At 61.3% G+C, this 19335-nt stretch carries 17 protein-coding genes and 1 tRNA gene; 6 read left to right on the top strand and 12 right to left on the bottom strand.

Annotated features, from left to right (window positions below):
• Positions 1 to 34 precede the first annotated feature (34 nt).
• On the top strand, positions 35 to 1465 hold the full coding sequence (locus tag QZ460_RS00955) for a DNA recombination protein RmuC (protein ID WP_290539713.1): 1431 nt from the start codon (positions 35 to 37) through the stop codon (positions 1463 to 1465).
• Positions 1466 to 1533: 68 nt separating this feature from the next.
• On the opposite strand, the gene tsaB is transcribed toward QZ460_RS00955, so the two are convergent.
• From tsaB to dnaG, 4 genes are all read right to left on the bottom strand, one after another.
• Complete coding sequence (tsaB, locus tag QZ460_RS00950) at positions 1534 to 2241, bottom strand: tRNA (adenosine(37)-N6)-threonylcarbamoyltransferase complex dimerization subunit type 1 TsaB (protein ID WP_290539712.1); 708 nt, start codon at positions 2239 to 2241, stop codon at positions 1534 to 1536.
• Between the two features lie 141 nt (positions 2242 to 2382).
• Positions 2383 to 3159, bottom strand: coding sequence for a Cof-type HAD-IIB family hydrolase (locus QZ460_RS00945; RefSeq protein ID WP_290539711.1), 777 nt, complete (start codon positions 3157 to 3159; stop codon positions 2383 to 2385).
• 127 nt (positions 3160 to 3286) lie between these two features.
• Positions 3287 to 3748 carry an SsrA-binding protein SmpB gene (smpB, locus tag QZ460_RS00940; RefSeq protein ID WP_290539710.1) on the bottom strand — a complete coding sequence of 154 codons (462 nt, stop codon included), beginning with the start codon at positions 3746 to 3748 and terminating at the stop codon, positions 3287 to 3289.
• A gap of 262 nt (positions 3749 to 4010) precedes the next feature.
• A complete protein-coding gene (dnaG, locus tag QZ460_RS00935; protein ID WP_290539709.1) occupies positions 4011 to 5984 on the bottom strand; it encodes a DNA primase in 1974 nt (657 codons plus the stop codon).
• 99 nt (positions 5985 to 6083) lie between these two features.
• Here dnaG and uvrB point away from each other — a divergent pair, with 99 nt between their 5' ends.
• Positions 6084 to 8129, top strand: a complete 2046-nt coding sequence (gene uvrB / locus QZ460_RS00930; RefSeq protein ID WP_290539708.1) for an excinuclease ABC subunit UvrB — start codon at positions 6084 to 6086, stop codon at positions 8127 to 8129.
• A gap of 153 nt (positions 8130 to 8282) precedes the next feature.
• On the opposite strand, the gene QZ460_RS00925 is transcribed toward uvrB, so the two are convergent.
• From QZ460_RS00925 to QZ460_RS00900, 6 genes are all read right to left on the bottom strand, one after another.
• Positions 8283 to 8774: a GtrA family protein gene (locus QZ460_RS00925; protein ID WP_290539707.1), complete on the bottom strand. Its 492-nt coding sequence runs from the start codon at positions 8772 to 8774 to the stop codon at positions 8283 to 8285.
• Complete coding sequence (locus QZ460_RS00920) at positions 8774 to 9745, bottom strand: hypothetical protein (protein WP_290539706.1); 972 nt, start codon at positions 9743 to 9745, stop codon at positions 8774 to 8776. Before QZ460_RS00920 ends, QZ460_RS00925 begins: the two co-directional genes overlap by 1 nt.
• Positions 9742 to 10641 carry a prolipoprotein diacylglyceryl transferase gene (lgt, locus tag QZ460_RS00915; RefSeq protein ID WP_290539705.1) on the bottom strand — a complete coding sequence of 300 codons (900 nt, stop codon included), beginning with the start codon at positions 10639 to 10641 and terminating at the stop codon, positions 9742 to 9744. The genes QZ460_RS00920 and lgt overlap by 4 nt, the downstream gene beginning before the upstream one ends.
• Before the next feature lie 241 nt (positions 10642 to 10882).
• Complete coding sequence (locus tag QZ460_RS00910; RefSeq protein WP_290539704.1) at positions 10883 to 11932, bottom strand: ATP-binding protein; 1050 nt, start codon at positions 11930 to 11932, stop codon at positions 10883 to 10885.
• A 4-nt stretch (positions 11933 to 11936) separates the two neighbouring features.
• On the bottom strand, positions 11937 to 12533 hold the full coding sequence (locus QZ460_RS00905; protein ID WP_290539703.1) for a riboflavin synthase: 597 nt from the start codon (positions 12531 to 12533) through the stop codon (positions 11937 to 11939).
• A 5-nt stretch (positions 12534 to 12538) separates the two neighbouring features.
• Positions 12539 to 13168, bottom strand: a complete 630-nt coding sequence (locus QZ460_RS00900) for a hypothetical protein (RefSeq protein WP_366934975.1) — start codon at positions 13166 to 13168, stop codon at positions 12539 to 12541.
• Between the two features lie 43 nt (positions 13169 to 13211).
• On the opposite strand from QZ460_RS00900, the gene QZ460_RS00895 reads away from it, so the two are divergent.
• Positions 13212 to 13286 (top strand) — tRNA-Arg (locus QZ460_RS00895).
• A 253-nt stretch (positions 13287 to 13539) separates the two neighbouring features.
• Here the strand turns inward: QZ460_RS00895 and QZ460_RS00890 are convergent.
• The gene (locus tag QZ460_RS00890; RefSeq protein ID WP_290539701.1) at positions 13540 to 14952 is read right to left on the bottom strand and encodes a hypothetical protein; all 1413 of its coding nucleotides are present in this window, start codon (positions 14950 to 14952) and stop codon (positions 13540 to 13542) included.
• Between the two features lie 74 nt (positions 14953 to 15026).
• Entirely contained in the window at positions 15027 to 15575 is a 549-nt protein-coding gene (locus QZ460_RS00885; protein ID WP_290539700.1) for a sigma-70 family RNA polymerase sigma factor, read from the bottom strand.
• A gap of 135 nt (positions 15576 to 15710) precedes the next feature.
• Between QZ460_RS00885 and QZ460_RS00880 the strand changes: the two genes are divergently transcribed.
• The 3 genes from QZ460_RS00880 (at position 15711) to QZ460_RS00870 (ending at position 19265) form a co-directional block, all read left to right on the top strand.
• On the top strand, positions 15711 to 16442 hold the full coding sequence (locus QZ460_RS00880; protein ID WP_290539699.1) for a NigD-like N-terminal domain-containing protein: 732 nt from the start codon (positions 15711 to 15713) through the stop codon (positions 16440 to 16442).
• A gap of 204 nt (positions 16443 to 16646) precedes the next feature.
• The gene (gene ruvB / locus QZ460_RS00875; RefSeq protein WP_290539698.1) at positions 16647 to 17654 is read left to right on the top strand and encodes a Holliday junction branch migration DNA helicase RuvB; all 1008 of its coding nucleotides are present in this window, start codon (positions 16647 to 16649) and stop codon (positions 17652 to 17654) included.
• A 330-nt stretch (positions 17655 to 17984) separates the two neighbouring features.
• Positions 17985 to 19265, top strand: a complete 1281-nt coding sequence (locus QZ460_RS00870; RefSeq protein ID WP_290539697.1) for a malic enzyme-like NAD(P)-binding protein — start codon at positions 17985 to 17987, stop codon at positions 19263 to 19265.
• Positions 19266 to 19335 lie beyond the last annotated feature (70 nt).

The raw sequence follows: 19335 nt of genomic DNA, 5'->3' as shown, positions 1-19335 counted from the left end.
GCTATTTTTGCAGGGAATCCACAATCGAACGGCCATGACTCTGTCCCTGCTCTACATATCGGTCCTCTGCTGCCTTGCCGCGGCGCTCGTCCTCGTCCTGCTGCTGTGGCGCAGGGAATCGCACAAGTTCGCCGATGCCGAGACGCGCGAACGCGACGCCTCGTCACGCCTTGCGGCTTCGGAAGCCCGTCTGGCCGCCGCCGAGCAGGCTACGGCCGCCGAGCGGGAGTTTCGCCACCGCTACGAGGAGCAGGTCCGGACGCTGACCGAACAGCGTACGCGCACCGAAGCCGAACTGGCGGCCCTGCGGGCCGCATCCGACACGGAACTGGCGGCCCTGCGGACGCGTAATGCCGAGGAGCGCGCCGCCGAGCAGGCCGAGCGCGAACAGCTCGAAGAGCGTTTCCGCCAGCAGTTCAAGAACCTGGCAACGGAGATTCTGGGCGAGCAGTCGCAACGGTTCAAGGAGACGAACAGGGAGTCGATCGACATTCTTCTGAAACCGTTCAAGGAGAACATCGTCGATTTCCGCAAGCGTGTCGAGGAGATCTACACCACGCAGACCTCCCAGCGCGGCGAACTGAAGTCGGAACTCAGGCGTCTGATGGAGCTCAACCAGGCGATCTCGACCGAGGCGCGGAATCTGACCGACGCCCTGAAAGGCAATTCGAAGGTGCAGGGCGACTGGGGCGAGATGCTTCTCGAAACGATCCTCGACAGTTCGGCCCTCTCGAAGGGCATCCACTACCAAACGCAGTACAACATCAAGGATGAGGAGGGGCGCAACCTGCGGCCCGACGTGGTGCTGCACCTGCCCGAGAAGAAGGAGATCGTCATCGATTCGAAGGTCTCGCTCACGGCCTTCGTAGGTTATTCTTCGGCCGACAGCGAGGAGGAGCGGCGGCGCTACCTCGCGGCACACGTCGCCTCGGTGCGTCAGCACGTCACCGAACTGGGCCGCAAGGAGTACCAGCGGCGGCTGAATTCGCCCGATTTCGTCATCATGTTCATCCCCAACGAACCGGCATTCCTCGCCGCGCTGCAGAACGACACCGCCATCTGGTCCGACGCCTACGACAAGAAGGTGATCATCTCGTCGCCGACGAATCTTTTCGCCCTGCTGAAACTCGTCGCCGACCTCTGGAAATACAACGACCAGGACAAGAATACCAAGGAGATCGCCGCCTGCGGACTGAAACTCTACGAACAGCTGGTGGCCTTCACCGCCTCGCTCGAAGGGGTCGGCACGGCTCTGGACAAGGCCCGCGACGCCTACGACGACGCCTACAAACGTCTCTGCACGGGCAACGACAACATCATCCGCGTCGGCGAACGCCTGCGCAAAACCGCCCGTCTGCAAACCAAGCGGCAGCATGCCGCGCGCACGCTCGAAATCGCCGGCAGCGATGCGGATCCGGACGAACCCGCCACCGATTCCGCCGCCCGGCCGGACAGCGGCGCATAGCCCCTTCGCAAACAATCGCGGGGCCGGCACATCACCCCTCCGCAAACAATCGCGGGGCCAGCGGCCACCTAAAGCAGCTTCTTGCGCGATGTCGTAACGACGAAATCCTTCAGGTAGAACGGCTCGAAATAGGCAATATCCTCGGTGCGGCCTTCATCGAGGGCCTGCTGGGCCAGCCGGGCAAGCCCGCGGGCCGACGGGGTCACCTCCACGCATAGCGCATCGGGAAGGATGTCGGCGCATTTGCGCGCCCCGCTGCCGAAGATCACGAACGGGCGCCCCTGACCGCGGAAAGCCGCGAAACTCCCGGCATCGACCACCTCGGCCGAGACCTCGCTCTGCGGACGCCCTTCGGTGTCGAAAACCTGCGCATAGACCTCCATGCGCCGGGCGTCGACCATCGGGCACAGCAGGGCGTTCGGCCAGTCGCCGACGGCAAGAATCCCCGCCTCATAGTCCTCGCGGGCCACCTCGGCCAGCGCCTCGAGCGATCCGACCGCCACCAGCGGCTTCTGCAGCCCGTAACACAGGCCCTTGGCGAACGACACGCCGATGCGCAGTCCCGTATACGACCCGGGGCCCTTACCCACCGCCACGGCATCGAGGTCATCGGGCGCAATGCCCGTCTCGCGCAGCAGTTCGTCGACGAATACGCCGACCTTGCGGGCGTGGTCGCGCCCCTCGTCGCTCTCGCGCAGCGACAGCAGTTCGCCGTCCTTGGCGATACCCACGGAACAGATGTCCGTTCCGGTCTCAATAGCAAGTATCAAACTCATAACTCCTTCTATCGTTTTCTCGCTGCCGCCGGCGGTAGTCTCCGCCCCGGCATCGTTTGCCAATCATCCCATTCCAGGCCGCCCCTCTCCGCAAGGGGACCTGTCGCGGCGCAACCCCGGATGCTCCCCGGAACCGAACCGTTATATCACTCCGAAATGCTCCAATGCACGCCGGATTCCGTCGTCGTCGACCGACGCCGTCACATAGTCCGCGGCAGCGAGCGCCTCGTCGCATGCGTTGCCCATCGCCACGCCCACGCCTGCAGCCCGCAGCATCGCCACATCGTTGCCGCCGTCGCCGAAAGCCATCGCCTCGTCGTTCGCAAAGCCGAAATGCGCGGCGAACTCGACCATGCCCCTCGCCTTATCGACACCCCGGACATTGATGTCGGCGAAAATCGGGCACCAGCGCGACGCCACGAGCGACGGCAGCGCGGCCATCACCCTCTTTTCCAGCACAGGGTCGCAATAAAAGCACATCTGGCAGCAATCGCCCCGGTCGAAAAGCACCCGGAGGTCGACCTGCTCGGGGACCGGATGGGCCACCAGTTCCGCCAGACGCACCACATCGGGCGTCACACGGTTGACGAAAACCCCGTCGTTCAGCTCCAGCCCGACCGGAAAATCCAGCTCCGCCGACAAGGCGAGCGCCTTCTCGAAGTCGGCGCGCGGAATCGGATGCCGGGCCACGACACGGCCGTCGCGCATCAGACAGTCGGCCCCGTTGAGCGCCGTCACACCGTCGTAGGGAATCCCCTCCAGTCCGTCCAGGTCGGCAACCGCACGCCCCGTGGCGATAAAGAGCCGCACACCCCGCGCATGGGCCTCGAGCAGCGCATCGAGAGCCGAAGAGGGCACCCGGTGGGTCTTGAAACTGATCAGCGTTCCGTCGACGTCCAAAAATATCGCTTTCGTCATAAATCTCCTTTTTCAGTCATCGTCAGGGCGAGCCCCGTTTCGGCTTTTATGCCGCAGCCTGCCGCCGGGAAGCCGCTCCGCCCGCAGGCAGCACGGAACACCCCGGGAAGGCCGACTCCACGGCCAATTACCGGTAGGTCTTCATCGCCTTGTCCATCTCACGCTTCGCGTCGTTCTCCTTCAGGTATTCGCGCTTGTCGTACGCCTTGCGGCCGCGGGCCAGCCCCACGACGACCTTCGCCAGACCGCGTTCGTTCAGAAACAGCCGCAGGCCCACGATCGTGAGGCCCTTGTCCTGCGAGGCACGCCGGAGTTTGTCCAGTTCGCGGGCCGTGAGCAGCAGCTTGCGGTCGCGGCGCGGCGCATGGTTGTTGCACGTCCCCCAGGCATATTCGGCGATGTTGACACCGCGCACCCACAATTCGCCCCGGTCGAAATAGCAAAACGTATCGACCATCGAGGCCTTGCCGGCACGGATGGACTTGATCTCCGTTCCGACAAGCACGATGCCTGCAACGTATTCTTCCAGAATCTCATAATCGAACGTCGCACGCTTGTTCCGGATATTTATCTTTTTCTGTTCACTCATAATACTCAAAAACGGCACACAAATTGCGATTTTAATTGCGGGGGTGGGAATCGGTCAAGGTAACTAATTCTTTTATCTTTGATATGTTTTACACATCTTTCTGTTTATTTTCTGTTTGCACACGGTATGCGCAGTGATGCGCGTACGCCCCGATCCCTGCCCCTTTTTTCTTCAAAACTCCATCCCGGCATTTCCTGCCGAAACCCGCTTCCGACGGGCTTTTTCCCAGTCTACACCCTGCGATGCGGCCCGTCACAGGGGGTTATAAAATCAATCGTTGTATCTTGTTTGCAATCGTCGCTTTCACATTATTGTAGGCCGTAAGCCGCTGGACCACATCCCTCTGCTCCTCGTCGGAGATGTTCTCGTCCTCCAGCCGGGCCTGCAACTCCTCGATCAGCGCCTTGACCACCTTCGACTTGTAGAGTGTCACGGCCTTCGGAACCCCCACGGCCAGCATCTCGGCGTCGGTATCGATGTGAATCTCCTTACGCCGCCACAGGTCGCTGACCACGTAGTTGTCGTCCGAGGTGAGGATGTCCACCGACATGTTGCACACCTCGGGGTCGATATGGTTCAGGAAGATGTGCGCCGGCACCTCCACCCCTGTCCCCAGCTGCGCCCACTGCTCGCGGTAGGTCGCCATGATCTTGTTGTAGACCGGATTGCGGAAGGCAATGTTGTCGTCGCTGAGTTCCGAGAAAATCACCTCCGCGACGTTGCACGCCACCATCGTCTTGCCCTCCTTGAAATCGAACGAGCAATGCCCGTACTTGAGCAGGTATTTCACGATCTCGCGCTCCAGGGTCTCGAAACTGCTCCCCGCCTCGACCTGCTTGACATACTCCACCTCGGGCTGCGGCGCCTCCCGCTGCCGGAGGGTCGTCTGGCGGCGCAGGAACTCGTCGGTCTCGCGGTCGCCCGACGTGGTCATGCGCTTGCGCGCCACCTCCGAAATGAGAATCTGCTCGTCAATATCCATGATCCGCGCGCACTCCTTGATGTAGACCGAGCGCTGGATCGGATCGGGGATCACCGACACCGACTGCACCATGTCGCCAATCAGCGCCGCCTTCCGGATCGGATCGCCCTGCGCGTCTTTCAGCAGCAGCTTGGCCTTGAACTCCAGGAAATCCTGCTCGTTGTCGCGGATATACTCCTGCAATTCGGCCGCCGTATGGCTGCGCGCGAACGAGTCGGGATCCTCCGGTTCGGGCAGCAGCACCACGCGCACGTTCATGCCCTCCTTCAGGATCATGTCAATCCCGCGCAGCGAGGCGTGAATCCCCGCCGAGTCGCCGTCGTAGATCACCGTGATATTCCGCGTGAAGCGGTTCAGCAGGCGTATCTGCTCCATTGTCAGCGACGTGCCGGACGAGGAGACGACGTTCTCGACCCCGGCCTGGTGCATCGAAATCACGTCGGTATATCCCTCGACCATGATGGCGAAATCCTGCTGCTGGATGGCCTTCTTGGCGAAATAGAGCCCGTAAAGTTCGCGTTTCTTGCTGTATATCTCGCTTTCCGGGGAATTCTGATACTTGGCCACCTGCTTGTCCGTGCGCAGCGTGCGGCCTCCGAAGGCCACGATGCGCCCCGAAATGTTGTGCACGGGGAAGATCACCCGGTCGCGGAAACGGTCGAAGAGCGAGCCGTCCCGGTCGCTGACCAGCGAAAGCCCCGTTGCGAGGAGGAACTCCTGCTTGTACCCCGCCGCCAGGGCGTCCTTCGACATCCGGTCGCCCTTCGCCGGACAGAATCCCAGCCCGAATTTGCGGATCGTGGCATCGGTCATCCCGCGCTTCTGACGGAAATAGGCGAGGCCCACACTCTCGCCTTCGGTCTCGCGGTGGAGGTAGTTGGCGAAATACTCCGCGGCCCAGCCGTTCAGGGCGAACATCGACTCGCGGTCGTCGTTGCGACGCACCTCCTCCTCCGACATCTCCTTCTCCTTGACCTCGATGCCGTAGCGCTTGGCCACCATCTTCAGCGCCTCGGGATAGGTGATGTTCTCGTGTTCCATCAGAAAGGTCACGGCGTTGCCGCCCTTGCCGCATCCGAAGCACTTGTAGACGCCCTTCGAGGGCGACACGACGAACGACGGGGTCTTCTCATTGTGGAACGGACAGCACGCCTGGTAGTTCACGCCCTTGCGTTTGAGCGTGACGTAGTCGCCGATAATATCCACGATATTGGCGGCGGCGTAAATGCGGTCTACTGTTTCCCGGTCGATCATAGCCTACAAAGGTACGCAAAAATATCAAGAATACGATCGACCATGCGCCTCAGCGAGCGATTTCCGCTCCATATCCAAAAAAATATGTAACTTTGCCTCATGAATTTCAAACTCGTATCGGACTACGCCCCGATGGGCGACCAGCCGGAGGCGATCGAGCAGCTCGTCGGTTCGATCGAGCACGGCTCCAAACACAACACGCTGCTGGGAGTGACGGGTTCGGGAAAGACGTTCACGGTGGCCAACGTCATCGCGCGGCTGAACCGTCCGACGCTGGTCCTGAGCCACAACAAGACCCTCGCGGCACAGTTGTACGGGGAGTTCCGCAACTTCTTCCCGGAGAATGCCGTGGAGTATTTCGTGTCGTATTACGACTACTACCAGCCGGAGGCCTACCTGCCTTCGACGGATACCTATATTGAAAAAGACCTCCAGATCAATGCCGAGATCGAGAAGATGCGTCTCGCCACAGTCGCCACACTGCTGTCGGGGCGCCGCGACGTGATCGTCGTCTCGAGCGTCTCGTGCCTCTACGGCGCGGGCAACCCGGCGGACTTCCACGCCACGGCCATCACCATCAAGGTGGGGCAGGTCGTGAGCTACAAGCACTTCCTCTACAAGCTGGTCGAGGCGCTCTACACCCGCACCGAACGCGAGCTGGAGCCTGCGACCTTCCGTGTCAACGGCGACACGGTGGACATCATGGCGGCCTTCGGCGAATTCGGCAACCAATGCTTCCGCGTGATGTTCTTCGACAACGAGGTGGAGGCCATCCAGTCGATCGACCCCGTCACGGGACAGCGCATCAACTCGCTCGACAGCATCACGCTCTACGCCACGAACCTGTTCGTGACGACCAAGGAGCGCATCAACGCCGCCGTGCAGCAGATCTACCTCGACCTGGGCAAGCAGATCGAGTTCTTCGAACGCGCCGGGCGGCCGATGGAGGCCCACCGCATCAAGCAGCGCGTGGAGTACGACCTGGAAATGATCAAGGAGCTGGGCTACTGCCCCGGCATCGAGAACTACTCGCGCTACTTCGACGGACGTGCCGCCGGGACGCGCCCCTTCTGCCTGATCGACTATTTCCCGAAGGACTACCTGATGGTCGTGGACGAGAGCCACGTCACCCTGCCCCAGGTCCACGCCATGTTCGGCGGCGACCGCGCCCGCAAGGAGAACCTCGTGGAGTACGGCTTCCGCCTCCCGGCGGCCAAGGACAACCGCCCGGTGACCTTCGCGGAGTTCGAACAGCTGCAGGGCACGTCGATCTACGTGAGCGCCACCCCCGCAGACTACGAGCTGATGAAGAGCGAGGGTGTGGTCGTCGAACAGCTGATCCGCCCCACTGGACTGGTGGACCCGCCGCTGGAGGTGCGCGTGACGCTGAACCAGATCGACGACCTGATCGAGGAGATCGACAAGCGCGTGAAGAACGACGACAAGATACTCGTGACGACCATCACCAAACGCATGGCCGAGGAGCTATCGAAATACTTCGACCGTGTGGGCGTGCGCAACCGCTACATCCACTCGGATGTCGACACGCTGGAGCGCATCCAGATTCTCGAGGACCTGCGTGGCGGTCTGTTCGACGTGCTGATCGGCGTGAACCTGCTGCGCGAGGGGCTCGATCTGCCGGAGGTGGCGCTCGTGGCGATCCTCGACGCTGATAAGGAGGGCTTCCTGCGCAATGTCCGGTCGCTCACGCAGATCGCCGGACGCGCCGCGCGCCACTCCCAGGGCAACGTGATTCTCTACGCCGACACCTGCACCGATTCGATGCGCTACGCCATCGAGCAGAGCAACCGCCGCCGCGAGAAGCAGGTGCGCTACAACATGGAGCACGAGATGCTGCCGCGGCAGGCACAGAAGAGCGGCTCGGGACAAAGCGCCCTGCTGGCGGGACGCGTCGACACGTCGGAGGTCGACATGACGGCCTATCCCATCGTCGAAGAACACTACGCAACGGCCGCCGACGTGCAGAAGAGCTACACGGCCGGCGAAAACATCGATGCGCTGATCGACAAGGCGCGCGAGGACATGGAACGTGCAGCCAAATCGCTGGACTTCCTCGCCGCGGCGAAATTCCGCGACCGGATGTACGAACTCCAGAAACTGCGGGAGGAGAACCTCCGGAAATAGAAAGAAATAAAAACAGGGAGCGGCGACGCTCCCTTTGCATTCGGGCCTCCGACGGGCTCCACGGCTCTTCGGCCCTTCGGGTTCCGCTACCCTACCGCTCTACCGCCATCCTACGCCCCTACGGGCCCGCGGTCTACAACCCTCCGCCTGCCCCTATGGCTCTTCGGCGTGCCGGAAGGTGAAGTATTTGGCCGCCAAGAAGCTGTAAACCGTCGTCAGCAGCGTCGTGACCATCTTGGCGGGCGTAGGCCACACACCGCAGACCTCCACGAAGAATTTCAGACCCGCATAGGTCAGCACCACCGACCCCGCCACCGAAAGCAGGTAGCGCAGGAGCTGCGTCCCGGCCCCGATCGGCGACCGGCGGAATGCCACATAACGGTTGAGCCAGAAGCCCACGAAGAGGGTGAACGGAAAGACGAGAATCATCGCCGCAATGTGCGGGGAGACGACCACGAATCCCAAATCGACGTAGCGGTGCGCCAAGATGAAATTGTAAAGGAGAAAATAGCAGACGGGATCGAACAGCATGTAGGTCACACCGCCGCAGACCGCATAACGGAACACCTGCCGGGGCAGGAGCGCGGCGACGGGCCGGATGTAAAACCAGTCGATCACCCGGGTTATCAATTCGGCAGGGGCCATCAGCGGGCGGTATAGGTCCACATGTCGGGGAATCGCCCGTCCTGCGCGCGGATGAACTGCGCACAGGCTCCGGCATCGTCCGACGAGAAGGGCGAAACCATGAATTTGCCCCCGAAACGGTAAATCCGGCAACGGAACGTCGCCTCCCGGGCCTCGCCTTCCCGCCCGGCACGCCGGGCATTCGCTTCGGAGCTGAAAACCCCCAGCACGACATAGTGGCGGCCCGAGAGCAGCGCCATCGGATCGCCCTGCTCCTGCGCCGAATGCGCGTCGGCGGTCTCCGCCTCCGGTGCGGCATCGGGAACGGACGGTTCCGAAGCAGCTCTGCCGGTCAGCGCAACGGAATCTCCGGCCACGGAGCCCTCCGTTTCAGAAGCCCCCTCCCGGAGATCTGGCGCTCCGACCTCCCCGGAGTTGTCGGGTACACCGGGCATCTCCGCCACGACGGCCGTTTCCGGCGTCCCCGAACGGAACAGGAGCAACTCCCGTCCGCCGTAGAGCGCCGCGATGCCGATTGCCGCGATGCCAACCCACAGCGGCCAGTCGAAACGGCGCTGCACCCGGATCCGCACGGGTTCGCGGCCCTGCGGATTGAGCCGGAGGTCGAACGCCTCATCGGGGATAAAATTCTTGAATTTCAGCACTCCGACACCCTCTATGGTCAGCAGGTCTGCGCGGCGGACCCGGGCCATCCAGCGGTCGTAGACAGCCTGCGCCTCGGCTTCGGGATTTTCGGAACCGCCGGCCTCACGCAGGACGCCGGCAATCGCGTCGACCAGCGATACACCCCGCTGCTGCGAGGTGAAGGCCACCGTGCGGCTCGGCGGCTGCACGGTGTGTCGGTTGAGCCGTCGGGCTCCCTGTCGCTCGGTGTAGAGTGAACCTACGCCGGGCAGAAAAATCTCTCCGCCGCCGGCCAGCAGGTTGCCGACAAGGCGGCCGATCTGCTCTTCCATCGGGTTCGCATTCATTTCTTCTTCTTTTTAGGTGTTGCAGGCGGGGATTTGGGTTGCGGAGCCGAGCCCGAAGCCGGGAGCGTCTCGGGACGGGTCGCCCCCCGCCAGATCATATAGATTCCCAGCAGGATGAAGGGGATGCTGAGCCATTGGCCCATGTATAGCGCCCACTCCAGTTCGAAAGGCTCCTGCTCGGTTTTGATATACTCGATGAAAAACCGCGTGAGGAAGGTCCCGATCAGGCCGATGCCGAACAGGATGCCCGGACGGCGGCGCGCAATGTCCCTCCTGTAATAGAGCCAGCAGAGGATGCCGAAAGTCGCCAGATAGCAGATCGCCTCATAGATCTGCGTCGGGTGCACCGCCGCAGGGGCGAACTCGGCCGCCCACTTGTGCGAACGGACGAACTCGAAGCCCCACGGCAGGGTCGTCGCCTGTCCGAAAATCTCCGAGTTGAACAGATTGCCCAGGCGCACGATCGCGCCGCCGATCCCCACCGGGATCATGATGCGGTCCAGCGACCAGATGTAAGGCAGTTTGTTGCGGCGCGAGAAGAGCCACAAGCCGATCAGCAGACCGATGGCCGCGCCGTGGCTGGCCAGTCCGCCATCGCGGAATCCCGTGAGGATGGTCCACGGTTTCGAAAGATACTCCATCGTATCGTAGAACAGACAGTGGCCGAGCCGCGCTCCGAGGATCGTGGCGAGTGTTCCATAAATGAAAATCGACTCCGAGACCTTGGCGGGCAGTCCTTCACGTCTGACGAAGTTGTCGAAGAATTTCGCGCCGATCAGAATGGCCAGGGCCCACATCAGCCCGTAATAGCGGATGTCGATCGCCCCGATGCGAAACAGCACCGGATCGAAATCCCAAACGATGGATAACGGTTGTACTAACAAAGGATATGTCATTTATTCAAGTTGTTACTTCATTCGGTTCTGCTTTTTCAAGGGGCTGCCTCCTCCTCCGAATCGACTACACCCCGCCCCTGCTTCGGCAAGGGAGACGGCAGGCGCTCTGCTCCACACCCGGGAACCGGCCCCAACAGCAACGGGCCCCGCACCCGGAAATCGGCTCCAACTGCAACGGGCCCTGCCCCCGGGAACCGACCGCCCCTCAAACAGGGCTGGCGCGCCGGATTTCGCGCAGGCTCTATTTCGCCTCCTGCATGTTCACCTTCTTCAGCGTGAAGGAGAACGTGCTGCCCACGCCGAGTTCGCTGCGGACCGTGATCCGTTCGCCGTGCGCTTCGACGATGTGTTTGACGATAGCCAGTCCGAGTCCCGTGCCGCCCTGCTCCCGCGAGCGCCCCTTGTCCGTACGGTAGAAGCGTTCGAACACACGAGGCAGGTCCTCCTTGGCGATGCCCGCCCCATTATCCTCGACCTCGACCAGAATCTTGTCCAGCATGTCGCGGAACCGGATGCGGGTCTGCCCGCCCTCCTTGCCGTAGTGGATCGAGTTGATGATCAGGTTGACGAACACCTGCCCGATGTAGTGTTTGTCGGCCAGCACCCAGAAGGGCGAAGGCAGGCTGTCGGCACCCTTGACCCCGATCCGGATCTCCTTCCGGTCGGCCTCCATCTCGGCCTGCTCGGCGATCTCCCGGGCCAGCGCCGCCACGTCGAATCGCTCCAGATTGAGCTTGTTCATGCTGCTTTCGAGCTTCGAAATGGTGTCGAGGTCGTTGACGATATTGATCAGGCGGTCGATGCTCTTCTCGGCGCGCTCGAGGTATTTGCGGTTGATCAGCTCGTCCTCCAGTCCGCCGTCCAGCAGCGTCGAAATATATCCCTGGATATTGAATATCGGGGTTTTCAGCTCGTGGGCCACATTGCCCAGATACTGCTTGCGGAAACACTCGGCCTCCTTCAGCCGGGCGATCTCCTTGTCGTTGGTGTCGGCCCACGCGGTCAACTCATCGCCGATGTTCTCGACACGCTTGTCCTTGAGTTCCGAGAAGATCTCGTTGGTGTGCACGTCGCGCGAAAGCACGATCGAATAGATCGGCTTGAGTTTGTAGGCTACATACTTGCGGATGATGAACAGCGCCGCGAGCGCCACCACGACGAACACCCCGACCGACGTGCAGAGCGTGATCCACCATTCGATATGCAGCAGACCCATCCCCACGGCGACAATCGCCGAGGCGAGCAGGGCGATCCACAGCGATGCTCCCTCTTTTGTCTTGATGTGTACCATAGGCTTACTTCGTGTAGTTTTGCATCAGTCGGGCGATGTATTTGCCGATGATGTCGAATTCGAGGTTCACGACCGACCCAACTTCGATGCGGCAGAAATTCGTGTGCTCGAAGGTATAGGGGATGATCGCCACCCGGAAACTCTTCTCTTTCGAGTCGCAGACCGTGAGGCTCACGCCGTTGACCGTCACCGAGCCCTTCTCGACCGTACAGAGCCCGGCGCCCTGGGGCTCGTAGCTGAAGGTGAAGTACCAGCTTCCGTCGGCATCCTCCTTCGCCGTGCAGACCGCCGTCTGGTCGACATGTCCCTGCACGATGTGCCCGTCGAGCAGCGCATCGGGCTTCATCGAGCGCTCGAGGTTGACCAGATCGCCCTCGCGCAGCAACCCGAGGTTGCTCCTGTCGAGCGTCTCCTTCATGGCCGTCACGGTGTAGGTATCCTCCGTGATGTCCACAACTGTCAAACATACGCCGTTATGCGCTATGCTCTGGTCGATTTTCAACTCCTTGCAGAAATCCGCCCGAAGTACGAAATCCTTGTTCTGCCGGTCCGTGCGGATCGAAACCACTTCCGCCATACGCTCCACAATGCCTGAAAACATACTCTTCAACTGTTAATGATCAATTTACCCTTCACTTTGTAGACCGAGACTATATCACTGACTTTCAAAATGATATCATCGAAATTATCCCGATCTCCGGCCACCAGGCGGACTTTTCCCTCCTCGTCGGCAGCCCGAACTATCCGCAAAGTTACAATTTTTCGGCAGACAATCACATATTCACCCCCGGGAATAATTGCATCGCGGTCCACGGCTTTCAGCAGCACGACCGTTCCGGGCGGCACGATGTTGCCCATCGCACGGCCCGTATAGCACATCGCCAGATCACACTCCCCCACCGGAGGCACGATGAGGTTGCTCTCGGCGTCGAGCCGATCCAGACGGGCGATGCCCTGCTCGACATCCGTACTATAATAAGGTATCTGCACCCCGCGCATCTGCTCTCCGGAGAACATCTGTCCCTCGCCGGTCAGCAGCCAGAGCTTGTCGATCCGGGGAAATTTGCCGACGATACGCTCGGCAACATCCAGCGAAATGCCGTTGTTGCCCCGCTTGATCTGATAGAGATTTTCGCCACGCGCCAGACCGATATATCGCGCAAAATAGTTGGTCGACATATTCGCCCACTTGATTACGGCCTCAATTCTTTGCCAATTATTCTGCTTTTCTCGCATTTTTCTTTCGAATATTAAAAAAAATTTGCATCTTTGCACACCCGGTCCCGTAGTTCAATGGATAGAATATAAGATTCCGGTTCTTACGATATGGGTTCGATTCCCGTCGGGACTACCACACACAGGTGCGCAACAAAGCGCGCCTGTGTTTTTTTATCGTATCTGGACAAATGCAAGATCGGGCGTGGCGGCGTCACTTTATTCGTTCAACAAAAATAGTAACAAATTTCGATCATACAACAAAAATAGCATATTTGATCCATTTGATACTATTTTTAGACACAATAAGCCGCAAAACAACAAGAGGAATCCGCCCTCCCGGTGCGAACTCCTCTTATCCGATAAACAGGTACGTTATGCGATCCGAGACATCAAAAAGAGAGGCGCACGCCCAGTCTCAGGGTCAAAGTCAGGGGAGAATCCGTACGCGACGTCCGCAATTCGGTCTCCGTAAAGTAATACGATCCTTCGGGCTCGAAATAGAGTCCCACCATACCGCCTACGCGGTATTGCGCCCCCACGGCGGCAAGTGCCGACCACTGCACGCCCGGTTCGTCGACGGTCTCGGATCCGAGTTTGGCCGAGACGCATTTCTCGACCATGCCGCCCGCACCCAGATAGAGCGAGAAGCGGCCGCGTTCGAAGAACTGCCAGTTGAAACGCAGGGGAATACCTATGAAATGGAGTTTTTGCGCCACATCGCCCGAGATGTAACGCATCCTCACGTCCGAACGCAGCAGGGTGTAGTTGACGCCGCTTTCCAGCGACATCCCGTGCGCGAACTCCTTGCGCACGGCGATACCGAAGCTCAACGGCTGGTGGTGACGGAACGAACCCGCGTCGTATCCGCCGCCGCGCAGGGGCGCCAGGCTGTTGCCGTTGCCGATCACCGACGAAGCGTCGTTCATTATCGAGGAGCCGAGCATCCGGGGAGCCAGTCCTTCGCGGTTTCCGCCCGCCACGCCGCCGCCGGCATACAGAGAGAACGACGCTTTTTTATGCGGTCTGGCGTAGGCTACGAACGGCTCGTCGGAGTCCCCCCCACGACCGGATATGCCGGCAGCCGACCGCACCGCAGAGCGACCGGAAGCCTGCGTCGAAGCCCTGCCGCCGGAGGCCGCCGCCTTGGTACCCTCTTTGGATGAGGCTTTTCCGGCCGCTCCGGACGACACCTTTGCGCCTTCTCCGGACGAAGCCGTTGCCGCCGCTCCGGCTGGAACTTTCTCAACCGCCCCGGACGGCGCCTTTGCACCGTCACCGAAAACATCCGCCGTCATGCCCGCTCCGGCCCGGAGTGCTGTCCGGCCCTCCGCCCGGCGATTTCCCCGGGCTGCTTGTGCTGCGGGCCCTGCAGTCGCGGCGAGGAGCTCCCCGGCTCCCGCTGCGGGTCCATCCCCGGCAGTCTGTTCGCGAGGCATTCCCACCGCCTTTGCAAGGGTCTCCTGCAGGGTTTCCGCCTCGGCGGACTGCGGTATGGCAACCCCGGCCGCCTCCTCTTCCGCCACCGATGCGACAACAGCCCCGTCACGTTCCAACGTCTTGTCCGACCGGAGCAGAAGCTCTCCCGCCACAATGCAGAACAGCACGGCAGCCGCTGCGGCGACGATCCGCGGCCGGTAGATCCGCCATACGAACCCGCGGGGTTTGCCCGCGGAAGCCTCCGGCCCCGGAGCCGCACCGCCCAGCTCGCGCTGCAGACGCTCCCATCCCCCCTCCGGAGGCGGAAGTTCGGCGTCGCGAAGCGCATTCCGCATGGCATCGATCCAATCCTTGTCTTGTTTCATAGTCCTATCGTAGGTCCGGCATCACCGGATGATCCCTCATTTTTCAAACATTCCGAAACGGCATCCTCTCTTCTTCAGTGCGTCTCCAAATAGGCCCTGATCCTGCGGACCAGCATAGCCCGGGCGCGGAACAACTGCGAAGAGGAGCTTTTCTCGTTGATTCCCAGCATCCGGGCGATGTCGCGGTGGGAATACTCCTCGATGCAGTAGAGGTTGAATACCGCCCGATACCCCTCGGGCAGCTCGCCGATGAAGCGCATCAGCACGTCGCGCGGCACGCGGGCCATCTCCGAGACATCCGGCTCCGCCACCTCCGCCGCGGCCTTTCCCTCGTCGAGCGTCACGCTTCCCGGCTTGCAACGGCTGCGTATCCACTCCAGCGCCACGTTGACAGTGACCCGCTCGATCCAGGCGCGCAGCGATCCGGGTCCCCGGTAGGTGAAGCGGTCAAACGCCCCGTAGATCTTCAGGAAAGCATCGTGGAGCAGATCCTCGGCCGTCGCGCGGTCTGCGGCATAACGCATGCAAATCGACAACAGACGGCCGGCATAGCGGTCGTACAGCTCCTTGCGAGCCGTATCGTCCCCTTTCCTGCACCCTTCGGCCAGTATCTGTTCCTCCATTTGCATTATTCTGTACACTCTATAAATGCGGCGGGAGGCAAAAGACTGCACGGATGAAAAAAATTTATTCCCCATGCAGTATTCGCCCCTGCCGGACGTTTTAAGAACGAAAGGTAACATAAAATATTGGATATTATGAAAAAATTGGGCTTATTCCTCATCGCAGCCATAGCCGCCACCGCTTTCACGGCCTGCAACGACGACGACGACAGCAAACACCTCCGCACGCTCATCACCACCGTCCGCACGCTTGACGGCGGAGACTACTACTTCCAGCGCGACAACGGGGAGACACTCTACCCGAGCAACAAGTCGCGCGTCCCGGGCTACAAGCCCGATCCCGACAAAAAGCAGCGGGTCATCATCTGGTTCACCCTCCAGAACGGTATTCCCAATTACGACTACAACATCGACCTCTATCTCCTGGAGACCATCTACACCGGCACTTCGGAGGTCGTGACCGACGCCGCCCGCCTCGCCGAGCTGGGCAATGCCAAGACGGGCTTCCAGAGCAACACGTTCCACCTGACAAAAGAGTGGCTGACCTTCTATGCCCTCTACCCCGTATCGGACAATTCGAAACACTCGTTCACGGTGATCGTCAACGAGGTGAAGGATTCCGGCGAACAGGGAGCCGGAAGCGCCGACGCCGGGCAGCCCGAAGCCACCGACGCGGACTACCTGCAACTGGAGCTGCGCCACAATCCCGGCGGCGACACGATCGGCTATACCGGCGGCTACTACGTTTCGTTCGACCTCACACCGCTCGCCCAGCGGCTCGAAGGCAAGAAGGGCGTTGTCCTGCACATCGAAACCAACGAGCACGGCCGCCAGCAGATCAAGCTCGACCTGCCGCGGGAGAAGTAGCCGCTCCCTCACGACAGTCGTTCCGGTTCGCCACGTTGCGGACCGGATTTTTTATGCCCTGCCCCGGCACTCGTCCCCGGCACACGTTCTCTGGCACACGTTCTCCGGCCCCGTCTGCGGCACCATCCCCGAACCGGCGGTCCCCGGCATATTGTTTTTTCGCCTCAAGGGCGCAGATTTGCCGAAAATCGCTATCTTTGCATCATGTCAATCGTACGCAACACGGAGAGCGATCTCGAATTCGAAAACAAAATCCGCCCGCAGGAGCTGGGAACCTTCTCCGGGCAGGACAAGATCGTCGAAAACCTCCATATCTTCATCAAGGCGGCGCTCATGCGCGGCGACTCGCTCGACCACGTCCTGCTGCACGGCCCCCCGGGACTGGGCAAGACGACCCTGGCGAACATCATTGCCAACGAAATGGGGGCGCAGCTGCGCGTCACGTCGGGCCCCGTACTCGACAAGCCGGGCGACCTGGCGGGCCTGCTGACCAACCTCAATCCGGGCGATGTACTTTTCATCGACGAGATCCACCGCCTCAGCCCCATCGTCGAGGAGTATCTCTACTCGGCGATGGAGGACTACAAAATCGACATCGTGCTGGACAAAGGCCCCTCGGCCCGCTCGATCCAGATCGAGCTGGCGCCCTTCACGCTCATCGGCGCCACAACGCGCAGCGGCCTGCTGACCTCGCCCCTGAGGGCGCGCTTCGGCATCCAGTGCCACCTCGAATACTACGACGCTCCGGTGCTCGCGGGCATCGTACGACGCTCGGCGGGCATCCTCGATGTCCCGATCGACGACGACGCGGCCCACGAAGTGGCCCTGCGTTCGCGCGGCACGCCGCGTATCGCCAATGCGCTGCTGCGCCGCGTGCGCGACTTTGCGATGGTCAAGGGCGAAGGACACATCGACCTCGGAATCACCCGCATCGCCCTCACGGCGCTGAACATCGATTCGCGCGGACTGGACCAGATGGACAACAAGATTCTCGGAACGATCATCGAGAAATTCAACGGCGGACCCGTGGGTCTGAACACCGTGGCCACGGCTGTGGGCGAAGAAGCCGGCACGATCGAGGAGGTCTACGAACCGTTCCTGATCAAGGAGGGCTTCCTCAAACGCACGCCGCGCGGCCGCGAAGCGACCCCGCTGGCCTACCAGCACCTCGGATTCACCCATCCGCGCGACGAAGCCGCCTCGCTCTTCTGACCGCGGCGGCGGACGGAGGGGGGGGGCTGAAACGCCCCGGCGCACCGTCCCCCTCCGCGCCGAAATAACCGCTGCAGCCCTGCCGGAAACGCTGCACCCATTCTACCGATGCCCGCTCCCCCGCCTCCCCGGAAACTCTACAGCGAACACACCAAAACACCAGCCCCTCCTCCCCGAAAACACCGCCCGCACCCGCCCGGACCGCGGCGGCGGACGGAGGTCCCGTTTCTAAAAAAATCCCCGAAAATTCTAAAAATTGTTAAGACCGGAGCAATTTTTGTGTTATATTTGCCGTTCATGCTATTAGGTTAATAACGGAAAATGAGAGAGATGAACACAAAAATACAACTCGACGAAGCGGCGCTGCGCTACCACAGCGAAGGCCGCCCCGGTAAGATCGGAATCGTCCCGACCAAACCCTATCATACGCAATACGACCTGTCGCTGGCCTACTCACCCGGCGTGGCGGCCCCGTCGCTGGCCATCGCCGAAGAGCCGGACGATGTCTACAAATACACGGGCAAAGGCAACCTTGTGGCCGTGATCTCGAACGGCACGGCCGTACTCGGACTGGGCAACATCGGCCCCCTGGCGGCCAAACCCGTCATGGAGGGCAAGAGCATGCTCTTCAAGACCTATGCAGGCATCGACGCCTTCGACATCGAGCTCGACACGACCGACCCCGAGGAGTTCATCCGCACGGTGAAGGCCATCGCCCCCACCTTCGGAGGCATCAACCTCGAAGACATCAAGGCCCCGGAGTGTTTCGAGATCGAGAACTGCCTGCGCGAGGAGCTGGACATCCCCCTGATGCACGACGACCAGCACGGCACTGCGATCATCTCCTCGGCGGCACTTCTGAACGGTGCGAAGATCGCCGGCAAGGAGCTGGACAAGATGCGGGTCGTGGTCAACGGCGCAGGAGCCGCCGCCATCGCCTGCGCGCGTCTGTTCGTGGAACTCGGCATCCGCCGCGAGAACATGGTCCTCTGCGACAGCCAAGGGGCGGTCACGGTCTACCGCGAGGACATCAACCCGATGAAGCGCGAATTCGCCACTTCACGGCGCATCTCGACCCTGGCCGAAGCGCTGCAGGGCGCCGACGTGTTCCTGGGAGTCTCGAAGGCCGACACGCTGACGCCCGAGATGCTGCGCACGATGTCCGGCAACCCGATCGTCATGGCCCTCGCCAATCCCAATCCCGAAATCGCCTACGACACGGCGATCGTCTCGCGTCCCGATATCATCTTCGCCACGGGCCGCTCGGACTACCCCAACCAGGTCAACAACGTCCTGGGCTTCCCCTACATCTTCCGGGGAGCACTCGACGTGCGCGCCACGAAGATCAACGAGGAGATGAAACTCGCCGCGGCGCACGCGCTGGCCGAGCTGACACGCCAACCGGTTCCGACCATAGTCCTGCGTGCCTATGGGGTCGAGACGCTCGAATTCGGGCGCACCTACCTGATTCCCAAACCGCTCGACCCGCGCCTGCTGTGCACCGTCGCCCCGGCCGTAGCGAAGGCGGCCGTCGAATCGGGCGTCGCCAAAAAGCCGATCACGGACTGGAACGCCTATGCGGAAAGTCTGCGGAAGCACTATCAGGAATAAACAAAATCCGGTCGATTGATTCGACCGGATTTTTTGTATCGGCCGCGCCCGGCCGCTGTCCCGAACACGC

The organism is Alistipes sp., from assembly GCF_020026455.1.
Taxonomy (GTDB): Bacteria; Bacteroidota; Bacteroidia; order Bacteroidales; family Rikenellaceae; genus Alistipes.
This window is presented reverse-complemented; position numbering and strand designations above follow the sequence as displayed.